This window comes from Streptomyces decoyicus, from assembly GCF_019880305.1.
GTDB classification, from domain to species: domain Bacteria; phylum Actinomycetota; class Actinomycetes; order Streptomycetales; family Streptomycetaceae; genus Streptomyces; species Streptomyces decoyicus.
In genome coordinates, this window is sequence record NZ_CP082301.1 from 4,612,576 (window position 1) to 4,635,848 (window position 23,273).

Consider the following 23,273-nt stretch of genomic DNA (forward strand, 5'->3'; position numbering starts at 1 on the left):
CCCGCACCGGAAAGCCTGCCTTGCGCCGTAAGGCTCTCAGTCGGCAGCTGCTCACTCTCCGCACACGAGGCGACACGCAAGGCGTATACGCGCTGGGTCCGCTTCCCGTCCGCTCCCCGGGACCAAGATGGGTCCGTGAACCAGGAGCGCGCGTGAGCAAGCCATCCGTGACGGGGAGTGAGAGCGCCGCCGGAAGCCGTCATCTCCAGCGAGCGGTCGGGTTCTGGGGACTGATGTTCATCTCCCTGGGATCGATCATCGGCTCCGGCTGGCTGCTGGGCGCCCTGACCACCGCCGTCATCGCCGGCCCGGCCTCGCTGGTGTCCTGGGTGCTCGCCTCGACGATGCTCGCCGTGCTCGCGCTGGCCCACGCGGAACTGGGTGCCACGTACCCCATCGCGGGCGGCACCGCCCGCTTCCCCTTCTTCGCCTTCGGCCCGCTGGTCGGCTTCACCGCCGGCTGGATGTCCTGGCTGCGCTCGGTCCTGATCTCGCCGATCGAGGTCGAGGCCACGCTCTCGTACATGGACCGCATCGGCTGGTTCCACGACCGGGTGCACGTCCTGCACCCGAACGGCACCCTGACCACCGCGGGCCTGGTGATCGGGACCTTCCTCATGCTGGTCTTCACCCTCATCAACATCCTCGGCGTACGGCTGATGTCCGGGATCAACTCGGTCACCGCGGTGGTGAAGACGGCCGTACCCCTGCTGACCGTGGTGGTCCTGATGACCCTGGCCTTCCACGGCTCGAACTTCACCGCGGGCGGCGGCTTCGCCCCGCACGGGGCGCACGGCGTCTTCGCGGCGCTGCCCGCCGGTGTGGTGTTCGCGCTGCTGGGCTTCGAGCAGGCCATCCAGCTGGCCGGTGAGGCGCGCGATCCCCAGCGCGACATCTCCCGGGCGGTGATCGTGGCCATGGCGGTCGGTACGGCGCTCTACCTCCTGCTCCAGGTCGCCTTCATCGCCGCCCTGGACCCCGAAGCCGTGGCCGACGGCTGGGCCCACCCGGTGGGGGAGGGCAATTTTGGTCCCTACGCCACTCTGGCCACCGCGGTCGGGGCCGGCTGGCTGGCGACCATCCTCTACGTCGACGCCGTCATCTCCCCGGCAGGCACCGGCCTGGTCTACATGGCAGGTGCCGCACGTCTCTCGTACGCCATGGGGCGGGAGCGGGTGCTGCCCCCAGTCCTCACCCAGGTCGGCCGCAGCCGCGTACCCGTCGTCTCGACCCTCCTCGCCTTCGTGGTCGGCGAGCTCGCGTTTCTGCCGTTTCCCAGCTGGCAGGCGCTGGTGGGCCTGGTCACCTCGGCAGCGGCCGTCATGTACGCGTTCGCACCGGTCTCGCTGCACGCCCTCCGCGTACGGGACGGCGACCGCAACCGCCCGTACCGGCTGGCCGCCGCACGGGTCATGGCGCCCGCCGGCTTCGTCTTCGCCAACTTGATCTTCTACTGGTCCGGGTACGAGGCGGACTGGAAACTCGGTATCGCCGCCCTGCTCGGCTTCGTCGTCCTCGCGCTCACCCGCCGCGGCATCCCGGCGGCCGAACGCAGCGGCCTGCGCGCCAAATCGGCCCTCTGGGTGTGGCCCTGGCTCGGCGGCATGGTCCTCATCGGCTATCTCGGCCGCTACGGCGGCACCGGCGTGCTCCCCGAATGGTGGGACCTCGTCATCGTGATCGTCTTCAGCCTCGCCGTGCACTACACCGCCGTACGACTGGCAATGCCCCCCGAAGCCGTGGACGCAGCCGTCCAGCACGAGGAGGAGGGCGAGTCCGTACCTCCGCCTCCCGCCGCCGCGCGGTGACACCGGCCACGGGGCGGATGCCGCAGCCCACGTGATGTGATCTTCGCGACTCCCGCGGGCGGGCCGTCCGGCCGCCCGGTGCCCGTACCCAGGGCCTGGCCAGGCATGATTCGCCCGCCTGGCCCTCTCCGTGCCTTGCCTGCGCTCCTTGCCCTCCGTGCCCGGCGCGCAACATGCTGATCGGCCGATCCGGTGCGGCTTCCCGTTGTTTCCGTTCCCTCCTTGCTGCACGTCCGGACACAACTGCCCGCCCCCCAACCCCTGGAGGCAGCCCCGCGATGGCGCGTCACGCAGAAGCGCAGGTTCCCCGGAGAAGCCGCAAGCCGAAGCCGGTCACCACCGCGGTGGTGGTGGCGGCGATGGCGGCCTCGTTGCTCGCCGGCTGCTCGAGCGGGGAGCAGGAGAAGCCCGGGAGCCCGGGCCCGGCGAAACCGTCGCAGTCGAAGAGCGACGCCCCTTCCGCCCCTCACACCCCCTCTGCCACGCCCTCCGCGGAGCCCGCTGCCTTCTCGCCGTACGTGGACACCTTGCTCAAGCCCTCCTACGACCTCCTCAAGGGCGCCGAGGAGACCGGGGTGAAGGAGTACAACCTGGCCTTCGTCTCCCCGGGAGGCGGCTGCGAACCCAAGTGGGGCGGCAGGCAGGCGCTGGGCGACAACCCGGTGGCGCGGCAGGTGGCCGCGCTGCGCGCCAAGGGCGGCGATGTGCGTATCTCCTTCGGCGGGCAGAGCGGCAACGAACTGGCCAGGGTCTGCGGCTCGGTGCCCAAGCTGGTGAACGCGTACCGCAAGGTCATCGACGCCTACGACCTGACGAAGGTCGACTTCGACATCGAGGGCCCTGCCCTGACGGACACCAAGGCCAACAGCCTCCGCGCCCGGGCGATCGCCCGGCTCCAGCAGCAGCGCAAGGATCTGGACGTCTCCGTCACCCTCCCGGTGCTCCCCTCGGGCCTGAACCGGCACGCCGTCGCGGTGCTGGAGAACGCCAAGAAGAACGGTGCCCGGATCTCCGGCGTGAACATCATGGCGATGGACTACGGCACCTACTACGACGGCGACATGGGCAAATACGCCATCGCGGCCGCCACCGCCACCCAGAAGCAGGTGAAGGCGGCGCTGGGCATCCGGAGCGAGGGGCAGGCCTGGAAGACCGTCTCGGTCACGCCGATGATCGGTGTGAACGACGTCAAGGCCGAGGTCTTCAGGCCCGACGACGCGGCCGAACTCAAGAGGTTCGCCGAGAAGAAGGGACTCGGCCGGCTCTCGATGTGGTCGGTCACCCGGGACAAGGCCTGCCCCGGAGGCGCGAAACCCACGGCGATGGCGACCTGTTCCAGCATCGGTAAGGCGGCGAACGAGTTCGTGCGAGCCTTCACCGGCTGAGCACGGGCGCCGCCGCCCGGATCCGGGGCCCAGGGAACTGCAACTGCTCCCTCGCCCGGCGACAACGAGGCTCCGATGTCCGCCGGACGTCCGGAACGGTCCCGGCCGCGTGACACACGCCACACGGCCGGGACCGTTCTGCTGCTGCTCAACTCCCTGCCCTGACCGTCGAAGCGATCATGGGGAAGCCGGGGCGGCCGGAGGGTGGGCGCCACGGCCGCGGCCTAGAGGAACCGACACGGAAACCGACACGGAAACCGAGGCGGATCCGAGGCGGAACCGAGGCGGACAACGTCGAAGGGCCCCACCGCAAGCGGTGGGGCCCTTCAACGTATTGCCCGGTGAGAGCAATGGCGGAGGATACGAGATTCGAACTCGTGAGGGGTTGCCCCCAACACGCTTTCCAAGCGTGCGCCCTAGGCCACTAGGCGAATCCTCCGCCGCAAACAATACAAGACGTTGGGGAGTGCTCGCGACCATGATCGCGGGGAGGGGGTGGCGGGGGAGCGAGCGGATCGAGGAGCGGGGTCCGGGTTCGTTTCTTCGGCGGGGAATCCGCTACTGTGGTGCGCAGCCCCTCACGTGGCGCTATCTGACTGAACTCCCCCAGGGCCGGAAGGCAGCAAGGGTAGGTCGGCTCTGGCGGGTGCGTGGGGGGCGCTTGCGTTTGCGGGGCCCCGCCGGTTGTCAGTGCGGGCCGATATCGTCGTATGCGTGTCGTCCCTTGCGCTGTACCGCCGCTACCGCCCCGAGACCTTCGCCGAGGTCATCGGGCAAGAGCACGTAACCGATCCGCTGCAGCAGGCATTGCGGAACAACCGGGTCAATCACGCCTATTTGTTCAGCGGGCCGCGAGGTTGCGGCAAGACGACGAGCGCGCGGATCCTGGCGCGCTGCCTCAACTGTGAGGAAGGTCCCACCCCCACGCCCTGCGGGAAGTGCCAGTCGTGTCTGGACCTGGCCAGGAACGGCCGGGGCTCGATCGATGTGATCGAGATCGACGCGGCGTCGCACGGTGGCGTGGACGACGCCCGTGACCTGCGGGAGAAGGCGTTCTTCGGGCCGGCCGGCAGCCGCTACAAGATCTACATCATCGACGAGGCGCACATGGTGACCTCGGCGGGCTTCAACGCCCTGCTCAAGGTCGTCGAGGAGCCGCCGGAGCATCTGAAGTTCATCTTCGCGACGACCGAGCCCGAGAAGGTCATCGGGACGATCCGGTCGCGTACGCACCACTACCCGTTCCGGCTGGTGCCGCCGGGGACCCTGCGGGAGTACCTCGCCGAGGTGTGCGGGCGTGAGGACAGCCCGGTCGAGGACGGGGTGCTGCCGCTGGTGGTGCGCGCCGGGGCCGGGTCGGTGCGTGACTCGATGTCCGTGATGGACCAGCTGCTCGCCGGTGCCGGTGCGGACGGTGTGACGTATGCCATGGCGACGGCGTTGCTGGGGTACACCGACGGGTCGCTGCTGGATTCGATCGTGGAGGCGTTCGCCGCGGGGGACGGGGCGGCGGCCTTCGAGGTCGTGGACCGGGTCATCGAGGGCGGCAACGACCCGCGGCGTTTCGTGGCGGACCTGCTGGAACGCCTGCGGGATCTGGTGATCCTGGCGGCCGTGCCGGACGCGGGCGAGAAGGGGCTGATCGACGCCCCCGCCGATGTGGTGGAGCGGATGACGGCGCAGGCGTCCGTCTTCGGGGCGGCCGAGCTGAGCCGGGCCGCCGACCTGGTCAATACGGGCCTGACGGAGATGCGCGGGGCGACCTCGCCGCGGCTGCAACTGGAGCTGATCTGTGCGCGGGTGCTGCTGCCCGCGGCGTACGACGACGAGCGCTCGGTGCAGGCGCGGCTCGACCGCCTGGAGCGCGGCGCGGGCGCGGCGCTGCTGGGCGGGGCCGGCGGTATGAGCGGCGGCGCGGGTCCCGGGGCAGCCCCCGGAACCGGGCCGGCGCCCGTGGTGGCGTCCGGTGGCGGGCCCGCGGCGGGCTATGTACCGGGGCCGGAGGCGCATCCGGCGATGCCGGCCGGACCGTCCGGACCGGCCGCCGCGCGTGCTGCGGTGCGGGGCGCGGTGGGCGGCGGTGCGGGGGCTCCGGCCGCCCCGGCCCAGGCTGCCCCGGCTCCGGCCGCCCCGGAGGCTCCCGCTCCCGCTGCGCCGACGGCTGGTGCGGAGGCGCCCGGCGCGCCGGTGGCCGGGCCCGGCGGGGAGCAGCAGCGGGGCGACGGCGGAGGCGCGGAGGCACCCCGGAGCGGTCCCGCGGAGGCACCGGAGGCCGGAGCGCAGGGCGGCGGCCGGGAGGCTGCGGCCGCGCGCCCCGGAGCCTGGCCCGGAAGCACGGGCCGAGGCCCCGCCGGAGGCGGTAATGCGGGCAGCAACGGCCCCGGCGCCGGGCGGCAGCCCGGCGGCTGGCCCACGGCCGTGGCCCCGGGCCAGGGCGGACAGGCCCCGCAGAGCGCGCCGCCCGCCGCGCCGCCCGAGCCGGCGCCCGGACCGCCCGCGTCCGCGCCCGTGTCCCCGCAGCCGCAGCCCGGGGCGGCCCCGGGGGCGGCACAGGGCGCCGCCCAGGTGCGGCAGATGTGGCCGGACATCCTGGATGCGGTGAAGGCCCGCCGTCGTTTCACGTGGATCCTGCTGAGCCAGAACGCCCAGGTCTCCGGCTTCGACGGCACGACGCTCCAGATCGGCTTCCCCAATGCCGGTGCCCGCGACAGCTTCGCCAACGGCGGAAGCGAGGACGTCCTCAAGGACGTGCTGGCCGAGCGGTTCCAGGTGCAGTGGCGGGTCGAGGCGATCGTCGATCCGTCGGGCGGCGCCAATCCGCCGGCCGGTGGCGCTCCCCGTAGCGGCGGTGGCGGCTTCGGCGGTGGAGGAGGCGGCTTCGGCGGCGGCGCGCCCGCCGCGCCGCCGCAGAGCGGTCCGCAGTCCCCGCCGCCGCAGGGCGGCCCCTCGGCGCCCCCGTCGTCCGGTAGCCAGTACGGGCAGGGCGGCGCCGGAGCGGGCGGCGGCAGTGGCAGCGCCGGCGGCAGCCAGGGCGCCCGGATGGCGCGGGAGGCCGTCTCCTCGTCGGCGTCCGCGGGCGGTGGCCAGGGCGGCCCCGCGGCGGAGGCCTCTTACACGCCGCCGGAGCCCCCGCCGACGTCGATCGAATACGACATGCCGGCCGAGGACGACCCCGATCTCGTCGACTCCGCGCTCAGCGGGCATGACCTGATCGTGCGTGAACTCGGCGCGACGGTGGTGGAGGAGTTCAACAACGAGTAGCCGGCGCACACCACCGCGTGGGCAGCGCGCGACGCGGCCGGACAGGGGGCGGAGAGCCGGTGGGCCCCGTAAGCGGGCGTACACCAGGCGTACACCCGTGCTCCTCCCTACGGCGTAGGGCGCGGGGCACGTGAAACACGTAGGCTCGGGCTACCGCACAAACGTTGTCGTATGGCAGGAGTCACGTCGTGATCCCCGGTGGTCAGCCCAATATGCAGCAGCTGCTTCAGCAGGCCCAGAAGATGCAGCAGGACCTCGCGGCCGCCCAGCAGGAGCTGGCGGAGACACCCGTCGAGGGTTCTGCGGGCGGCGGTCTGGTCAAGGCGACGGTGACCGGCTCCGGTGAGCTCCAGGGCCTGGTCATCGACCCCAAGGCGGTCGACACCGACTCCGCCGAGGAGACGGCCGAGACGATCGCCGACCTCGTGCTGGCGGCGGTCCGGGACGCCAACGCCAGCGCCCAGCAGTTGCAGCAGCAGAAGCTCGGTCCGCTCGCCCAGGGTCTGGGCGGTGGCGGAATCCCGGGTCTCCCCTTCTGAGGAGTAGCCAACTAGCGTACGCAGCACGGCAGAAGAGAAAGAAGACGTTCCGTGTATGAAGGCGTGGTCCAGGACCTGATCGACGAGTTGGGCAGGCTGCCCGGCGTCGGTCCCAAGAGCGCGCAGCGGATCGCCTTCCACATTCTTCAAGCCGAGCCGACCGATGTCCGCCGGCTCGCGAACGCGCTGATGGAGGTCAAGGCGAAGGTCCGGTTCTGCGGCACCTGCGGCAATGTGGCGCAGGAGGAGCAGTGCCGGGTCTGCCTCGACCCGAGGCGCGATCCGGCGGTCATCTGCGTCGTGGAGGAGCCCAAGGACGTCGTGGCGATCGAGCGGACGCGCGAGTTCCGCGGCCGCTACCACGTCCTCGGTGGGGCGATCAGCCCGATCGAGGGGGTGGGCCCCGACGACCTGCGGATCAGGGAACTGCTGGCCAGGCTCGCGGACGGCACCGTCACCGAGCTGATTCTGGCCACCGACCCGAATCTGGAGGGCGAGGCCACGGCCACGTATCTGGCCCGCATGATCAAGCCCATGGGCCTGAGAGTGACACGGCTGGCGAGCGGACTGCCGGTCGGTGGTGATCTGGAGTACGCGGACGAGGTCACGCTCGGGCGGGCCTTCGAAGGGAGGAGACTTCTCGATGTCTGATGCCACGCTGCACAACGCGACACAGGACCCGGACGACTTCGCCGTATCGATCTCCGACTCGGTCGAGAGTTTCATCGTCGCGGTGACGGAGGTCGCCAAGGGCGACGAGCCGGACAGCGCGGTCCCCTTCCTGCTGCTGGAGATCTCCCAGCTGCTGCTCACCGGCGGCCGTCTGGGCGCCCACGAGGACTTCGTCCCCGACGAGCGCTACGAGCCGGACACCGGCCCGGAGCCGGACGTCGACGAGCTGCGCGAGCGCTTCGCGACCCTGCTCGACCCGGTGGACGTCTACTCCGAGGTCTTCGACCCGTATGTGCCGCGCAGCGAGCCGGTCGCCAGCCGGATCTCCGACGACCTGGCCGACATCATCACCGATCTGCGGCACGGCCTCGCGCACTACCGGGCGGGCCGGATCAGCGAGGCCCTGTGGTGGTGGCAGTTCTCCTACCTGTCCAACTGGGGACCGACCGCCTCGGCCGCGCTGCGTGCGCTCCAGTCGCTGGTCGCCCACGTACGCCTCGACCAGCCGCTGGTCGAGCTGGACGGCCTGGACACCGACAGTGACGTCACCGGCGACGAGGAGCGGCTCGCCGAGGAGGCCGGGAAGGTCATGGCGGCGGAGATCGCCGGGCCGCTGGGGCTGCGGGGGGTGTGAGCCGGGGGAGGGGCCGCCGGGGTGCCTGTCCGGCCCCCAGCCGCCCGCTGACGGGCGTCAGACCGGCTCCCGCGCCGTTGCCCGCGCTCTGTGCGGCGCGCCCCGTGCCATCCGCCCCGTGCGCCTCTCGCCGCGCCCGGACCTTGTGACCTGGGTTACGTTTTCGTGTGTACCGGCCAGAAGCGGGCATGTGCTCGCCGGGCAGGCGCAACGGTGCGCCTTGTGGAGCCGCCTCGGGACGTGAAACTCACGGGACAGGTGATCACGGTGAGAACCAGTGATCAACCAGTGAGTCTCAGGTCTCACGATGTGGTATCAGCAGGGCGGACTCCGCTTGCTCGTTAGACTGAGCCGACCGCAGTACCCCCATTTCCGGGGGTCCGGGAGGAAACTCCCGAAGAGACAGTTGCGAGGAGCGCACGTGGGCCTTGTCGTGCAGAAGTACGGCGGCTCATCCGTTGCGGATGCCGAGGGCATCAAGCGCGTTGCCAAGCGAGTCGTCGAAGCCAAGAAGAACGGCAACCAGGTTGTCGTAGTGGTTTCGGCGATGGGCGACACGACGGACGAGCTGATCGATCTCGCGCAGGAAGTGTCCCCGATTCCGTCGGGGCGCGAGTTCGACATGCTGCTGACCGCCGGAGAGCGGATCTCCATGGCCCTGCTGGCGATGGCGATCAAAAACCTCGGCCATGAGGCGCAGTCCTTCACGGGCAGCCAGGCCGGCGTCATCACCGATTCCGTGCACAACAAGGCACGGATCATCGACGTCACGCCGGGCCGCATCAAGACGTCCGTCGACGAGGGCAACATCGCCATCGTCGCCGGGTTCCAGGGTGTGTCCCAGGACAAGAAGGACATCACGACGCTGGGGCGCGGTGGGTCGGACACGACCGCCGTCGCGCTGGCGGCCGCCCTGGACGCCGATGTCTGTGAGATCTACACCGATGTGGACGGTGTCTTCACCGCCGACCCCCGGGTCGTGAAGAAGGCCCGGAAGATCGACTGGATCTCCTTCGAGGACATGCTGGAGCTGGCCAGCTCCGGATCCAAGGTGCTGCTGCACCGTTGCGTCGAGTACGCACGCCGATACAACATCCCGATCCACGTCCGCTCCTCGTTCTCGGGGCTGAAGGGCACATGGGTCAGCAACGAACCGCAAGGGGACCAGCCGATGGAGCAGGCAATCATCTCGGGCGTCGCACATGACACCTCCGAGGCGAAGGTCACGGTCGTCGGAGTCCCGGACAAGCCGGGCGAGGCCGCGCGCATCTTCCGTGCGATCGCGGACTCCGAGGTCAACATCGACATGGTCGTGCAGAACGTGTCCGCCGCGTCGACCGGTCTGACCGACATCTCCTTCACGCTGCCCAAGGCCGAGGGCCGCAAGGCCGTCGCGGCCCTGGAGAAGACCCGTGCGGCGGTGGGCTTCGACTCGCTGCGCTACGACGACCAGATCGCCAAGATCTCGCTGGTCGGCGCGGGCATGAAGACCAACCCGGGCGTCACGGCGACGTTCTTCGAGGCGCTGTCGAACGCGGGCGTGAACATCGAGCTCATCTCGACCTCCGAGATCCGCATCTCGGTCGTCACCCGTGCCGATGACGTCAACGAGGCCGTTCGCGCCGTGCACACCGCCTTCGGTCTCGACACCGACAGTGACGAGGCCGTGGTCTATGGCGGCACCGGCCGATGATTCCGGCCGAGGCGGGCCGTCCGTCCCTCGCTGACACGGCGTGGGCGGACGCCCGTACGGCCGCCAAGCCGCATCTCGCCGTCGTCGGCGCCACCGGCGCCGTCGGCTCGGTCCTGCTCGGCATCCTGTCCGAGCGGGCCGACATCTGGGGCGAGATCCGGCTGATCGCCTCGCCCCGTTCGGCCGGCCGCAAGCTGACCGTGCGGGGCGCCGAGGTCGAGGTCGTCGCGCTGAGCGAGGATGCCTTCGAGGGCATCGACGTCGCGATGTTCGACGTGCCCGACGAGGTCGCCGCGCAGTGGGCGCCGGTCGCGGTGTCCAAGGGCGCGGTGGTCGTGGACAACTCCGGCGCGTTCCGGATGGACCCGGACGTGCCGCTCGTCGTACCCGAGGTCAATGCGCACACGGCACGGGTGCGGCCGCGCGGCATCATCGCCAACCCGAACTGCACGACGCTCTCGATGATCGTCGCGCTGGGTGCGCTGCATGCCGAGTACGGGCTGAGCGAGCTGATCGTCTCCTCGTACCAAGCCGTCTCCGGGACGGGGAAGGCCGGCGTCGACACCTTGCGGGCGCAGCTGTCCGCGGTGTCCGGTACGGAGCTGGGGTGCGCGCCCGGCGATGTGCGGCGGGCCGTCGGGGACACGCTGGGGCCGTTCCCCGCGCCGATCGCGCTCAATGTCGTGCCCTGGGCCGGCTCGCTCCAGGAGGACGGCTGGTCCTCCGAGGAGCTCAAGATCCGTAACGAGTCCCGCAAGATCCTGGGGCTGCCGGACCTGCCGGTCACCGCGACCTGTGTGCGGGTGCCGGTGATCACCACGCACTCGCTGACCGTCCACGCCCGGTTCGAGAACGAGGTCTCGGTCGGCGGTGCGCACGAGATCCTCGCCGCGGCCCCCGGGGTCGTCCTCAGCGACGACCCGGCCGTGGGCGAGTACCCCACCCCCGCCGATGTCGTCGGTACGGATCCGACCTGGGTCGGGCGGGTGCGGCGCTCGATGGACGATCCGCGGGCGCTGGAGCTGTTCGTGTGCGGGGACAATCTGCGCAAGGGAGCGGCGCTGAATACGGCGCAGGTGGGCGAGCTGGTGGCGGCGGACCTTCGGGGATAGGCCCGGGCCGGCCGGGAATCCGGCGCCGGGGCTGCCCGGCCGGGCTCCGCCAGGGGTTCTGGCAGGGGTTCCGAGGATGCCGGTAAGGGCTTCGGCCATGCTGTGGGGGGCGACTTGGCGGGATCGGCCGTCGTGCGCTGAGCTCCTGGGAGATACTTTGTGGGGCGTGTGAAGATTCTGTGAGCGAATTGCCGGTCCAAACCTCTTGATCTGGGCTGACGATCTGTTCGACCATTCGCTCCCCGTCGTACTGCAACCGGCAGTTGGGCGGGGAGCGTCTTCGTGGCCGCCCTCACAGGTGGCCCGGGATGTCCGCGGGCCACAGGGTGGGGCCCCGGGCAAAACGGGGTATTCGCGTCGGGGTAATTAGGGCATTCAGGAAGAGCTGGTACGCATGAGGGCATTTGATGCATCGTCAAAAGCGGTGCCTTGCGCGTACAACCCTTGTGGGGGGAAGCGTGTCCAACAGGCGTGGCAGAGGTACTCGGATTCACCGTCGCCCCGGCAGGGGCAGCAGGCGCAACAGTGCGCCCGCCGCGTCCCCTTGCGTCCGGGGGCATGCCAGTGATCGCTCCCTGGCCCACCACGCGTCCCGCGCAGATTCCTCCTCAGCGTGGGGACACTGACGACGCGATGGCAGCGGGCACCACAGTCGACCACCTCACCGAGACCTACCGCGCGCACTACCGCTCCCTGCTCGGTCTCGCCGCACTGCTCCTCGATGACACCGCCTCCTGCGAGGACGTCGTCCAGGAAGCCTTCATCCGCGTGCACTCCGCGCGCGGACGGGTGCGCGAACCCGAGAAGACCCTCGCCTATCTCCGGCAGACGGTCGTCAACCTCTCGCGCTCCGCGCTGCGCCGCCGCATCCTCGGGCTCAAGCTGCTCTCCAAGCCGATGCCCGACATGGCGAGCGCCGAGGAGGGCGCCTACGACCTGCTGGAGCGGGACCAGTTGATCCAGGCGATGCGCGGTCTCCAGCGCCGGCAGCGCGAAGTGCTGGTGCTGCGCTATTTCGCCGATATGACCGAGGCGCAGGTGGCCCAGACGCTGGGCATATCGCTCGGCTCGGTCAAGGCCTACGGGTCGCGGGGCATCGCGGCGCTCCGCGTCGCGATGGAGGCTCCGGCATGAGTGGCACCACGTCTGGCCGGTACGACCCGTTCGCCTCGTGTGGCTCGTATGACGCGAGCAACCCGGCCACCCCGAGCACGCCGAACGGACCGATCCACCCGAGCACAGTGAACGGCCCGATCCACCCGAGCACGTCGAACGGCCCGACCCACCCGAGGACGCCGCGCAAGTCGGTCACCCCGCGCACTCCCGGCAGCCCGAGCGATGCGATCGACCCGATGAACCGGAGCGGCGCACGCGGCACCGGACTCGCCCGGTGCGACGCGGCGCACGGGGGCGTTCCGTACGGCCGTCCCGACGACGCGGCCGGGGCCCGTGGGGCTCCCGGCGAGCCGGCGCGTGGGCTGTATGCGGCACGTGAGGCGCAGGAGCACCCGGGCGGCGAGCCGGCGGAGGGCCGCCGACGGGGCATCACGTCCGGGCAGGGCGCGACATCCGGCCAGGAATCCGTCAACGACGATGACACCGATGACACCGATGACGTCGGCGACATCGATGACATCGGTGTCGCCGACGGAGCGCCGGCCGAGACGGCCGGAGCGGCGGCCGGCCCGCAGGACGCAGCGTCCGGTGCCGTGGGAGCACCCACCGGCACGCAGGGAACAACGACCGCCACCGGAGGCGGAGCAAACGCCGGTGACGCTGCCGACAGCCATGCGTACGGCAGCGAGGCGCAGGCCGGCGGCACGGGCGACGGCCCCGGTGACGGCAATGGCGACGGCCACGGCCGAAGCCACCCCACCGGCGGCTTCGGCGGCGAGGACGATCTGAGGCGGCTGCTCCAGTCCCGCGCCGGCGCCCTCGAACCGTCGCCGGACGCACTGGACCAGCTGCGCCGCGCGGTGCCCGCCCGCCGTCAGCGCCGCCGGCATGTGGTCCTGGGCGCGGCGGCCGCGCTGCTGCTCGGTGGTACGTCCATCCCCGCCATGGTCCACGTCGCCAACCTCGCCGACAGCTCCGAGCGGCGGTCCGCCGGCGCGGCGAGCAGCCGGCCGGCCCAGGGCGTCAGCGGGGGCACACACGGCGAAGGCACCGAGCAGACCGGCCCGCGGCCGACCGAGCCGGGCGGCGCGGCGCCGGACGAGGGCAAACCACCGGGCACGGGCAAGGCCAAGGGGAAGAACGGCGCGGGCCCCGGTGCGGGCGCCGGCAGCCCCGCCCCCGACGAGACCATGGACGTCACCTCGCCGGTCTGCGGGCGCGACCAGCTCGGCCAGGGCACCAGCACGGTCGGTCCGGCGGACTCCACGGGCCGCGTCTACGGCATGTTCCGGGTGGTCAACACCTCCGCCGCCGCATGCTCCGTCGAGGGCGGCGGCACCGTCGGACTGGTCGCGCAGGGCTCCACCAACCCCGACCACATCCACGTCGTCGACCACACCTCGGGAGACGAGGCCACCGGCCTGCCCGACCCGGCCACCACCCCTGACCAGCTGGTCCTCAAGCCGGGGGAGGCGTACGAGGTCAAGTTCGCCTGGATCCCGCAGTCCGGCGGCGGCACCAGCGGATGCGTCAGCCCCGGGCCCTCGCCGACCCCCGACCCCTCCAAGGACCCCGGGCAGTCGCCGGACGCCGGGACGCCGGCAACGGGCGACAGCGGCGGCCAGGCAGGCGGCGACGAGGGTGCCGGGGGCGGTGGCGCGCCCGGTGGAATCGTTCTCAGCCACACGCCGGAGGCCGGCGAGCCCGCCGCGGCCGATGCCAAGGTCACGGATGCCTGCGCCGGAACGGTGTACCGCACCGAGGCGCTGGCGTCCTCCTAGCGGTCGGCGGTCCAGGACCCGGCGGCAGGGGCAGGGCCCGGTGGAGGGGGCGGTGCGGCCCCGTCGTACGGGCCCCGTACCTTTGATGGTGTGTACCGGTTCCTGCTGACCCCGCGGTGGTGGGGAATCAACGTGTTCGCCGTACTGGCGATTCCGCTCTGCCTCTTCATGGGCAGCTGGCAGCTGAGCCGCTTCGAGGACCGCGTCGACACCCACCAGCAGCAGGAGGACCGCTCGGCCCGGGCCAAGACCGCCGCGGCCCGGCCGCTGGCCGATCTGCTGCCCGTCGACACGATCACCTCCGGCCGGCAGGCCAGCGCCCGCGGACACTACGACACCGCCCACCAACTGCTCGTACCGGGCCGCACTTTGAAGGACGGGCACGGCGGGCAGCAGGGCTTCTACGTCCTCAACCTGCTGCGCACGGACAGCGGCAAGGCGCTGCCGGTCGTACGGGGCTGGCTGCCCGGCGACGCCGGTGCGAAGGCCGACACGGCGAGGGTGCCCGCGCCGCCCAAGGGCGAGGTGACGGTCACCGGAGCGCTCCAGGCCTCCGAGAACCAGGGCACCGACGGCGTCCAGGCCGGTGGCGGGCTGCCGCAGGGCCAGCTCGGCATGATCAGCGCGGCGTCGCTGGTCAACATCGTGCCGTACGAGGTCTACGACGCCTGGATCACGCTCACCGACGCCCAGGCACCGCTGCACGCCGTCCCCCCGGCCGCCGCCGAGGGCAGCGGCCTGGACCTCAAGGCCTTCCAGAACCTCGGCTACACCGGCGAGTGGTTCGTCTTCGCCGGCTTCGTCGTCTTCATGTGGTTCCGCCTCTTCCGCCGCGATGCCGAAGCCGCCAAGGACGCGGCGCTGGGGATCGTGCCGGAGGGGGACGGGGGCGCGGCTCGGGCCGGGGACGCGGAGGCTCGGGCCGGGGAACGGGGTGAGCCTCGGGCCGGGGGCGGGGATGCGGCCGGGGGCCTGTCCCAGGGGGAAGGCACGGCCGATGAGCGGGGCGCAGACGGGGGCGAGCCGCAGGGCCCGCGCCGGGGCGAGGCGCAGGGTGCAGACCGGGGCGACGGCCAGGACGAGGGCCGGGGCGCGGACCAGGGCGAGGCGCAGAGTGCGGGACAGGACGAGGGCCGGGGCGAGGGCCGGGGCGAGGCGGCGCGGGCCGGGAAGGCCTGAACTCGGCGACTCCTCCGTTCCTGCAACGGTATTGCACCTGGTCAGGGGGCGTATCACGGCAGTAGCCGCAATCGAATCGGCGTGCCACGGTAGGCCATATGGCAGGCAAAGGCACCCACCCGCACGGCCATGATCACGCCCACGGCGACCACCACCACGACCACGGTCACGGTGACCACGACCACGACCACGACCACGGTCACGGCCATGACCATGACCATGAACACGGGCACGGCCACGGGCATGACCACGGGCATGACGCCGCGTCCGCACACGCCGGCCTCGCTGGTCACGACCAGGTACAGGCCGGCCAAGTTGGTCACGACCAGGCAGGCACCGCCCACCACGGCCACCACCACGCGCATCGCTCCCACCCCTCCGGCCGCTGGTCGCGGATCCGGCACCGGCTCGCCCACCTCGTCACCCCGCACAGCCATGCGGCCATGGACAAGGTCGACGCCGCGATGGAGACCTCCCGCGAGGGCCTGCGCACTCTGTGGCTCTCGCTCGGCATCCTGGGCCTGACCAGCGTGATCCAGCTGGTGGTCGTCGCGCTGTCGGGGTCGGTGGCGCTGCTCGGCGACACGATCCACAACGCTGCCGACGCGCTGACCGCCGTGCCGCTGGGCATCGCCTTCGTCCTCGGGCGCCGGGCCGCGAACCGCCGCTACACCTACGGCTACGGCCGGGCCGAGGATCTCGCGGGCATCGCCATCGTGCTGACGATCGCCGTCTCCTCGGCCCTGGCCGGCCACGAGGCCGTGGACCGGCTGCTGAACCCCCGCGATGTCACCCACCTGTGGGCCGTGGCCGCGGCCGCCGTGATCGGGTTCATCGGCAACGAGTGGGTGGCCCGCTTCCGCATCCGCACCGGCCGCAAGATCGGCTCGGCCGCACTCGTCGCCGACGGCCTGCACGCCCGTACCGACGGCTTCACCTCCCTCGCCGTACTCCTGGGCGCGGGCGGCGCGGCTCTCGGCTGGCGTGCGGCCGACCCCCTCATCGGCCTGCTGATCACCGCCGCCATTCTCATGGTGCTGCGGGACGCCGCCAGGGAGGTCTACCGGCGGTTGATGGACTGCGTCGACCCCGGCCTCATCGACGCGGCCGAGACCGCACTGCGCGCGGTCGACGGCGTCCGAGGCGTCGGACAGGTCCGCATGCGCTGGATCGGCCATACGTTGCGCGCCGAAGCGGACATCGTCGTCGACGCCCGGCTGACCGTGGTGCAGGCCCACGCACTCGCCGTCGCCGCAGAACACGCCCTCATCCACGCCGTCCCCCGGCTCACAGCCGCGACCGTGCACACCGACCACACCACCAGCGAGGGCAGCGACCCTCACGCCGCTCTGGCTCATCACGCGGCTCATCACGCCGCGGCTTGATCGCCCCCCGTCCTTGGGCCCCGCCCCCGCCCCCCGCCCCCCGCCCCCCGCCCCGCCCCCTCCCACCCTCGCCCACCACCCCCTGAGGCCCTCGGTTGCCGGCCCTCCGGCCCTCGGCTGCGGCCGAGGGCTACGGGCCCGCCTCCCATGGGTTACCCGGCCGGCGGCGCCCAACCGCGTGCGGCTGCGGGACCCCGCGCATGGGCCACCCGGCAGCGTCCGGCGGCGGCCCCCACCAGGGGACACCCGGCAGCGTCCCGCCGTGGCGTATCGCTCCCACCCAGCGCCTCGCCCGCGTCCGGCCGTGGCGTAGGGCTCCCCTGGCCACCGCGCAACGCTCCGTCGCGGGGCACCCGGCCACAAGACACCCGCCCCCAGGGGATTTGCCCACGGGCACTCGCCAGCGGGGGCCCGCCAGCAGTGCCCCCGCCCACGGGACACCCACCCACAAGGCACCCCTCTACAGGTCACCTCACAGGGCACCAGGCGGCGGGACTCCCGGCCACATCCCGCCCTGGGGCACTGCTCCCACAAGGGCTCCCACGAGGCACTTCGCTCAGCGCCTGCCCCACAAAGCGCCCCTTGCAGCGCCCGACCCGCGCGGGGCGCCTCGTACAGCGCCCGCCCACAAAGCACCCCGTGCAGCGCCCGCCCCGCAAGGCACCTCGCGCAGCGCCGCCCCACAAAGCACCCCGTGCAGAGCCCGACCCGCGCGGGGCACCCTGCTCGGCGTCCGGCCCCAGGGGCACCCCCCGACGAGGGCGCCCTGCCGCCCCTCCCGGCATCCCTCAGGCGGCCGCTACCTCTTGTCGATCACATGCCGCTGGGCGAAGTCGAGTTCCAGGCGGACCTGCTTGATCCGTTCCTCCACGACCAGGGAGCCGTGCCCGGCGTCGTAGCGGTAGACCTCGTGCGGATGGCCGCGGCCCTCCAGCCGCTGGACGTAGTTCTCCACCTGCTGGATCGGGCAGCGTGGGTCGTTGACGCCCGCGGAGATGTAGACCGGCGCCCGCACCGCGTCCACATACGTCAGCGGCGACGACGCCTCGAAGCGCTCCGGGACCTCCTCGGGAGTGCCGCCCAGCAGGGTCCGGTCCATTGCCTTGAGGGCTTCCATCTCGTCGTTGTAGGCCGTGACATAGTCCGCGACCGGGACCGCCGCCAGGCCCACCGCCCAGGCGTCCGGCTGCGTACCGAGCCCGAGCAGCGTCAGGTACCCGCCCCATGAGCCGCCCGCCAGCACCAGCCGCTCCGGATCCGCCAGCCCGGACGAGACCGCCCACTCGCGCACCGCGGCGATGTCCTCCAGCTCGATCAGCCCGACGCGGTGCTTGAGGGCATCCGTCCAGGCACGGCCGTAGCCGGTCGAGCCGCGGTAGTTGACGCGGACGACCGCGAAGCCGTGGTCCACCCAGGCCGCGGGCGACGAGGCGAAGGCGTCGCTGTCGTGCCAGGTCGGGCCGCCGTGTATGTCGAAGACCGTCGGGAAGGGGCCTTCGCCCGCCGGCTGCTGCACCAGCGCATGGATACGGCCACCGGGGCCCTCCACCCACACGTCCCGCACCGGCACCGACCCGGGCGCCTTCATACCCGGCGGGTCCAGCACGACCTTGCCGCTCGTCGAACGGACCTCGGGAGGCTGGGCCGCCGACGACCACAGGAACTCCACCGCTCCGTCCGGCCGCGCCGTCGCGCCCGAGACCGTGCCGGCCGGCGTCTCGACCCGCGTCAGCAGAGGCCGGCCGGCCGCGGTAGCCGCGTCAGTGGCACCGGCCGTGGCACCGACCGGCGTACCCAGCTCGTAGCGCCACAGCTCGCTCCGTGCCTGGTACTCGTGCTCCACCAGCAGTGCCGAACCGTCGGGATACCAGTCGGCACCCACATCTCCCGGAAGGTCTATCTCCAGGGCCGTCTCTGTCCCGGTCAGCGGATCCCAGAGCATCGGCTCCCAACGGCCCCGCCGCTGGTGCCCCACCAGCAGCCGGGCGTCCCCGTCCACCGGCGCGAAACCCATCACCGACAGGCCCAGCTCCTCGGTCCCGCCGTTGGTGTCGTCCAGCTCCGCGACCGTGGAGCCGTCGGGCCGTACGACACGGATCGCGGAGTGCATCGCATCGCCGTGCTCGGTGTGCTCAAGGGCGATGAGCGAGCCGTCGTGCGAGAGATCGCCGACGCCCGCCGACTCGCGGTGCCGGTAGATCTCCACCGGCGGCTCCCCAGGCCGTACGACATGGACCGTCGAGCCCTCCTCGTCCGTGGAGCACCCGACGACCGCCGTCCCGTCCCGGCCGATCGCCAGCCCTCCCGGATACGAGGCGGCGAGCCCCGGAGTGGCCGGCTCATCGGCGCCGCCCTCGAACGGCTGCCGCATCCAGACGCCGAACTCGTCCCCGTCGGTGTCCGAGAACCACCAGATCCACCGGCCGTCCGGCGACAGCGTCCCGTCCGTCGTGCCGTTCGGACGGTCCGTGGCCTGTCGCTGATCGCCGGTTGCCCGGTCCCACGCGTACAGCTCGAAGGTGCCGGTGGCGTTCGAGACGAACAGGGAGCGGTCCGGGGCGTCCTCGGCCCAGTCCGGCAGCCCGATCCGCGGTGCACGGAAGCGCTTCTCCCAGTCCGGCATCGCGGTGTCCGTGCCGCCGGAGCCGGCCGAGCCCGTCGAGTCCTTCGCCGATCCGTTCGCTCCCGCTATCGGGTCGGCCGAGCCCGTCCTTGTCCCCGTCGTGGGGTGGGTGTCGGTCGTCGAAGGGGTCGGAGAGGTGGCGTGGCCTGGGTCTGCGGTCGTCTCGTCAGTCATGGGCCCATTCTGCGCCCGGCGCCGGAAATCTGTTGGCGAGGGCCACAAGGCTGTGGATAACTTCGCCGTATGCGAAGACACACCGGCCCCGACGACTGGCGGGAGGCCAATCGCGCGAGGTGGGACGAGCGCGTCGCCATCCACACCGCGAGCGATTATTACGACCAGGACGGATTCCGCCGGGCCCGCGACGTACTCCGTGACTTCGAGGTCGCAGAGGTCGGGGATGTCGCCGGCCGCTCCCTCCTCCACCTCCAGTGCCACTTCGGCCAGGACACCCTCTCCTGGGCCCACCGCGGCGCGGCTCGCGTCGTCGGCCTGGACTTCTCCGAGCCCGCCATCGAAACCGCCCGCGAACTGGCCGCCGAACTCGGCTACGGCCCCGACCGCGTGGCGTTCGTCACGGCCGACGTCTACGACGCCGCCGAAGCTGTCCCCGACACCGCGTACGACATCGTCTACACCGGCATCGGCGCCCTCAACTGGCTCCCTGACCTGGAGCGCTGGGCCGACACCGCGGCCTCCCTCGTTGCCCCCGGCGGCTTCCTCTACCTCGCCGAATTCCACCCGCTGTGCGACGCCCTGGACGACGAGACCGGCTCGCGCCTCGTCCACGACTACTTCAGCCGTGACGCCTGGGTGGAGGAAACTCCCGGCACCTACACGGATTTCGACGCCCCGACGGTGAACAACCGCAGCGTCGAATGGCAGCACCCGCTCGGCGATGTCGTCTCGGCCCTGGCCGGCGCCGGCCTGCGCATCGACTTCCTGCACGAACACGACATGACGCTGTTCCAGCGCTTCGCCGCACTACGCCGTAGCGCCGACGGCTACCACCGCTTCCCCGGTGACCGCCCCCGCATCCCCCTCATGTACTCACTGAAGGCAAGCCGGGCCGACTGAGGACGGGCCGTGCCCAGGACCCGCTCACGACCGGGAGCGTTTACGCGCCCAAGAAGCTGGTCCCCTACTACGTGACGATGCAGTACCGGAACAGCGGCGTCTGGCAGGCGTCGGCGAGTAGCAACGGCAGCGGCCCGTACGGACCCGGCGGGACGGCTTTCCCGCCGGGCCCGCTGTCCGTACGGCCCGCGGCAAAGGGGCTCGGGCGCTCAAGAGGCCCCGCGCCGAACGCGATCTGTGCACCACGTCGCGCGTGCGAGTGCGACGTGCGCTCACCCCAGCCGCAACGGCAGGGAAGTCAGCCGCCAGTTGCCGGGCAGCGGCAACCGCTCCAGACGTTCCGGTTCGATGCCCAGGGACATCTGCGGGTAGTGCGCGAGCAGTTTGCCGAACGCCACTTCGCCCTCCTGCTTGGCGAGCGTGGCGCCCAGGCAGTAATGCGCACCGTGGCCGAAACCCACATGGTTCTCGGCGTGGCCGGCGGGGTGACGCGTGAGATCGAGGCGGTCGGGGTCGGTGTAGTGGCGCGGGTCGAAGTTCGCCCCAACAAGGAGGAGCTGTACGGCGTCGCCCTTGTGGATCCGCGTACCGGCGAGGTCCACGTCGGCGGCCGCGTAGCGCAGCTGGGTCATCTGCACCGGCCCGCACCAGCGCATCAGCTCATGGACGGCCCGGGGAAGCAGGGCCGGGTCGTCCTTGAGCAGGCGCAGCTGGTCGGGATGGGTGAGCAGCGCCGCCGTGCCGTTGCTGATGAGGTGGGCGGTGGTCTCGTGACCGGCGAGGACGAGCGTGAGGATCATGGTGACCATCTCGACGTCGCTGAGCCGGCCGCCATCGTCGTCATGGGTACGGATCAGCTCGCTGAGCAGATCATCGGTGAGCGCGTCGCGCCGCTCCCGGACCATCTGATGGATGTGCTCGATCATCGCCGGGAACGTTGCGCCGAGCCGGTCCGGGTCCATCGAGATGAGGTCGGCGCCCCACTTCCGCCACTGCGGACGGTCGGCTTCGGGTATGCCGACCAGTTCGCAGATGACGGTGATCGGCAGGGGGTAGGCGAAATGCTGGATGAGATCGACCACGCCGTCCTCGGCGTATTCGGGGAGCCGGGCCAGCAGCTCGTCGGCGATCTGCTCGACCCGCGGCCGCAGATCGGTGATCTTCCGGGCCGTGAACGCGCGCGACACCAGACGGCGCAGCCGGGTGTGGTCAGGGGCGTCGTAATTGAGAATCGACCCGAGCATGTAGACGCGGAGGTGCTCGGGGAGGCCCAGCATGTCCATCAGCCTGGTCAGCGGGTTCTCCTCGGCCGATAGGGCCAGGGGCGGCGAGGCCGGATTGTTCACGAACCGCTGGTCGCGCAGGACTTGGCGGACCTCCTCGAAGCGCGTCACGAACCAGACCGGTGAGTCGTCCACGAACCGGCCCCGTACGACCGGGGCCTGCTCACGCAGCGCGCCATAGCCCGCGAACGGATCGGTGAGCAGCTCCGGTTCCATCACATTCGGCTCGCCCGGGTGTTTCCCGACGTGCGCAGCGAACGGGGAGCTGGACAATGCCGACATCTTTCGATCTCCTCCGGGTTGGGAGTGGGTCCGGGGCTCCGGGTAGGAATCCGGGCGGACCTGGACTTGGATGTGGCTCGTTTCTTGCCACAGGACGCGCTTGAGCACCCGTGGCCGGGAAGTCAGTTATACGGAATCGGCTCCGTGGGGCCGGCATCCCGTACACGGCATCCTGCGCACGAGCCCAATGCGCGAGCTCTCTGCATGAATCCGAATTCGCATTCTCCGATGGAAATGCGTTGCACTGAGTCCATCGCGCCGACTCCACCACACTGAATTCACAGCGCAGCCTCAGTCACGTATCTGTCGGCGCATCTCCTGAGCGCAGAGCTCGTTGAAATGCTCATAGCAGGCGATGATTTCGGGAGCGGCTGCAGCCGCGGCGACGGGCATACGGGCGGAAGCAGCATCCGGGCCAAAGTCGGAGCCGGAGCCCGGACCGGAGCCCGGACTAGAGCCCGGACCGGAATCCGGGTCACCGGATCCCGGCCCCGCCTCGGCTGACACCTCCAGCGCGCTTCGGATCGTTCGGGCGAGAATGTCGGCGCGTACCTCCAGGGTGTCCGGGGCGCGGTCGGACAGCAGCGCCTCGGCCGTGAAGAACCCGTTGGACGTTGCCAACAAGGCGTATTGCTGATGGTGTACGTCGGTGTCGGCGCGCACCAGACCGTGTTCACGGAGCACTTCGAGATGGCGACGCAGATGCCGGTCGCCCTGGCTCATCAGCTCCGCGAACTCTTTCTTGGCGGTGTCGTTGAGCCGGCCGAGGATGTCGGCGTCGTCGGTGTAGAGCGCGCGCAATACCGGTTCGCCCTGGAAGTCGAGGAAGTGCCGCCGCAGCATCCGGCTCGGCAGAATCTCCAGCGGATCCGCCCGCATACGCTCCAACTGCCGCTGATGAATACGGGATTGCGCCTTCAGCATCACGGCAAGGAGCAGGGCGTCCTTGGTCTTCCAGTGCAGATACACCGTGCCCTTGCCGACCTTGGCACGGCGGGCGATCTCGTCGATCGTCACCCGCCCGTAGCCCCAGGCGACCAGCAACTCCCCTGCCACGTCCAGGATGTGGTCTGCGCGCTGCGAGCGTTCCACGCGGTGCCCCCCTCCCCCCGACTTCATGACCAGATATCGAATCCGGTCACACAGTCAAAGGTAGGTCTGGCGGCGTACGGGGATAAGGGTGTTTTCAGTCAGTGGACCGGGCGATGCGGCCCTCTCCGGCCCCTGGACGGGAGCGCGACGATGCTTCGCGGCCGTCGTCACCGCTAGTACTGGCCGGTGCCCGTGCGTCATCACCAAACCCGGCCTCCCCGGGCCCGTTTGCCGCCTCCCCGGGCCCCGTTCGCCACCCCGCCGCAGCCCTTTCGGCACCGTGCGCGCGCTCGCTCAGCGGCCCCGCCCCCTCCTCCCGCGACGAGGGCGGGTGTTACAACACTCTCAGAT

The 23,273-nt window shown here is 71.2% G+C and carries 16 protein-coding genes, 1 tRNA gene and 1 other RNA gene; 14 read left to right on the plus strand and 4 right to left on the minus strand.

Annotation, left to right across the window (positions count from 1 at the left end):
- Positions 1-152 precede the first annotated feature (152 nt).
- Positions 153-1,808, plus strand: a complete 1,656-nt coding sequence (locus K7C20_RS20310) for an APC family permease (RefSeq protein ID WP_053210591.1) — start codon at positions 153-155, stop codon at positions 1,806-1,808.
- A gap of 278 nt (positions 1,809-2,086) precedes the next feature.
- Entirely contained in the window at positions 2,087-3,193 is a 1,107-nt protein-coding gene (locus tag K7C20_RS20315) for a chitinase (RefSeq protein ID WP_030089286.1), read from the plus strand.
- A 351-nt stretch (positions 3,194-3,544) separates the two neighbouring features.
- Here the strand turns inward: K7C20_RS20315 and K7C20_RS20320 are convergent.
- A tRNA-Ser gene (locus tag K7C20_RS20320) sits at positions 3,545-3,632 on the minus strand.
- 130 nt (positions 3,633-3,762) lie between these two features.
- Here K7C20_RS20320 and ffs point away from each other — a divergent pair.
- The 11 genes from ffs (at position 3,763) to K7C20_RS20380 (ending at position 16,565) form a co-directional block, all read left to right on the plus strand.
- An RNA gene (ffs, locus tag K7C20_RS20325) (signal recognition particle sRNA small type) lies at positions 3,763-3,861 on the plus strand.
- Positions 3,862-3,907: 46 nt separating this feature from the next.
- Positions 3,908-6,454: a DNA polymerase III subunit gamma and tau gene (locus K7C20_RS20330; protein ID WP_053210592.1), complete on the plus strand. Its 2,547-nt coding sequence runs from the start codon at positions 3,908-3,910 to the stop codon at positions 6,452-6,454.
- Between the two features lie 188 nt (positions 6,455-6,642).
- The gene (locus tag K7C20_RS20335) at positions 6,643-6,993 is read left to right on the plus strand and encodes a YbaB/EbfC family nucleoid-associated protein (protein WP_078889642.1); all 351 of its coding nucleotides are present in this window, start codon (positions 6,643-6,645) and stop codon (positions 6,991-6,993) included.
- A 51-nt stretch (positions 6,994-7,044) separates the two neighbouring features.
- Positions 7,045-7,644, plus strand: coding sequence for a recombination mediator RecR (gene recR / locus K7C20_RS20340; protein ID WP_018089931.1), 600 nt, complete (start codon positions 7,045-7,047; stop codon positions 7,642-7,644).
- Entirely contained in the window at positions 7,637-8,299 is a 663-nt protein-coding gene (locus tag K7C20_RS20345) for a DUF5063 domain-containing protein (protein WP_030089278.1), read from the plus strand. Before recR ends, K7C20_RS20345 begins: the two co-directional genes overlap by 8 nt.
- A 421-nt stretch (positions 8,300-8,720) precedes the next feature.
- Positions 8,721-9,992, plus strand: a complete 1,272-nt coding sequence (locus K7C20_RS20350; protein ID WP_030989759.1) for an aspartate kinase — start codon at positions 8,721-8,723, stop codon at positions 9,990-9,992.
- Complete coding sequence (locus K7C20_RS20355) at positions 9,989-11,104, plus strand: aspartate-semialdehyde dehydrogenase (protein WP_030089274.1); 1,116 nt, start codon at positions 9,989-9,991, stop codon at positions 11,102-11,104. Before K7C20_RS20350 ends, K7C20_RS20355 begins: the two co-directional genes overlap by 4 nt.
- 471 nt (positions 11,105-11,575) lie before the next feature.
- Positions 11,576-12,238, plus strand: a complete 663-nt coding sequence (locus K7C20_RS20360; protein ID WP_199812784.1) for a SigE family RNA polymerase sigma factor — start codon at positions 11,576-11,578, stop codon at positions 12,236-12,238.
- Positions 12,235-14,001: a hypothetical protein gene (locus K7C20_RS20365; protein ID WP_053210593.1), complete on the plus strand. Its 1,767-nt coding sequence runs from the start codon at positions 12,235-12,237 to the stop codon at positions 13,999-14,001. Before K7C20_RS20360 ends, K7C20_RS20365 begins: the two co-directional genes overlap by 4 nt.
- Positions 14,002-14,091: 90 nt before the next feature.
- Entirely contained in the window at positions 14,092-15,180 is a 1,089-nt protein-coding gene (locus tag K7C20_RS20370; protein ID WP_222892641.1) for an SURF1 family protein, read from the plus strand.
- Positions 15,181-15,278: 98 nt separating this feature from the next.
- A complete protein-coding gene (locus K7C20_RS20380) occupies positions 15,279-16,565 on the plus strand; it encodes a cation diffusion facilitator family transporter (RefSeq protein ID WP_245171104.1) in 1,287 nt (428 codons plus the stop codon).
- 799 nt (positions 16,566-17,364) lie between these two features.
- Here the strand turns inward: K7C20_RS20380 and K7C20_RS20385 are convergent.
- Entirely contained in the window at positions 17,365-19,188 is a 1,824-nt protein-coding gene (locus K7C20_RS20385) for a S9 family peptidase (RefSeq protein WP_053208745.1), read from the minus strand.
- A 243-nt stretch (positions 19,189-19,431) separates the two neighbouring features.
- Between K7C20_RS20385 and K7C20_RS20390 the strand changes: the two genes are divergently transcribed.
- Complete coding sequence (locus K7C20_RS20390; protein ID WP_030074923.1) at positions 19,432-20,265, plus strand: class I SAM-dependent methyltransferase; 834 nt, start codon at positions 19,432-19,434, stop codon at positions 20,263-20,265.
- Between the two features lie 272 nt (positions 20,266-20,537).
- Here K7C20_RS20390 and K7C20_RS20395 read toward each other — a convergent pair whose 3' ends face one another.
- Together K7C20_RS20395 and K7C20_RS20400 are read right to left on the minus strand one after the other, a co-directional pair.
- Positions 20,538-21,830 carry a cytochrome P450 family protein gene (locus K7C20_RS20395; protein WP_030074922.1) on the minus strand — a complete coding sequence of 431 codons (1,293 nt, stop codon included), beginning with the start codon at positions 21,828-21,830 and terminating at the stop codon, positions 20,538-20,540.
- A gap of 291 nt (positions 21,831-22,121) precedes the next feature.
- A complete protein-coding gene (locus K7C20_RS20400) occupies positions 22,122-22,922 on the minus strand; it encodes a TetR/AcrR family transcriptional regulator (RefSeq protein ID WP_030074920.1) in 801 nt (266 codons plus the stop codon).
- Positions 22,923-23,273: the final 351 nt, after the last annotated feature.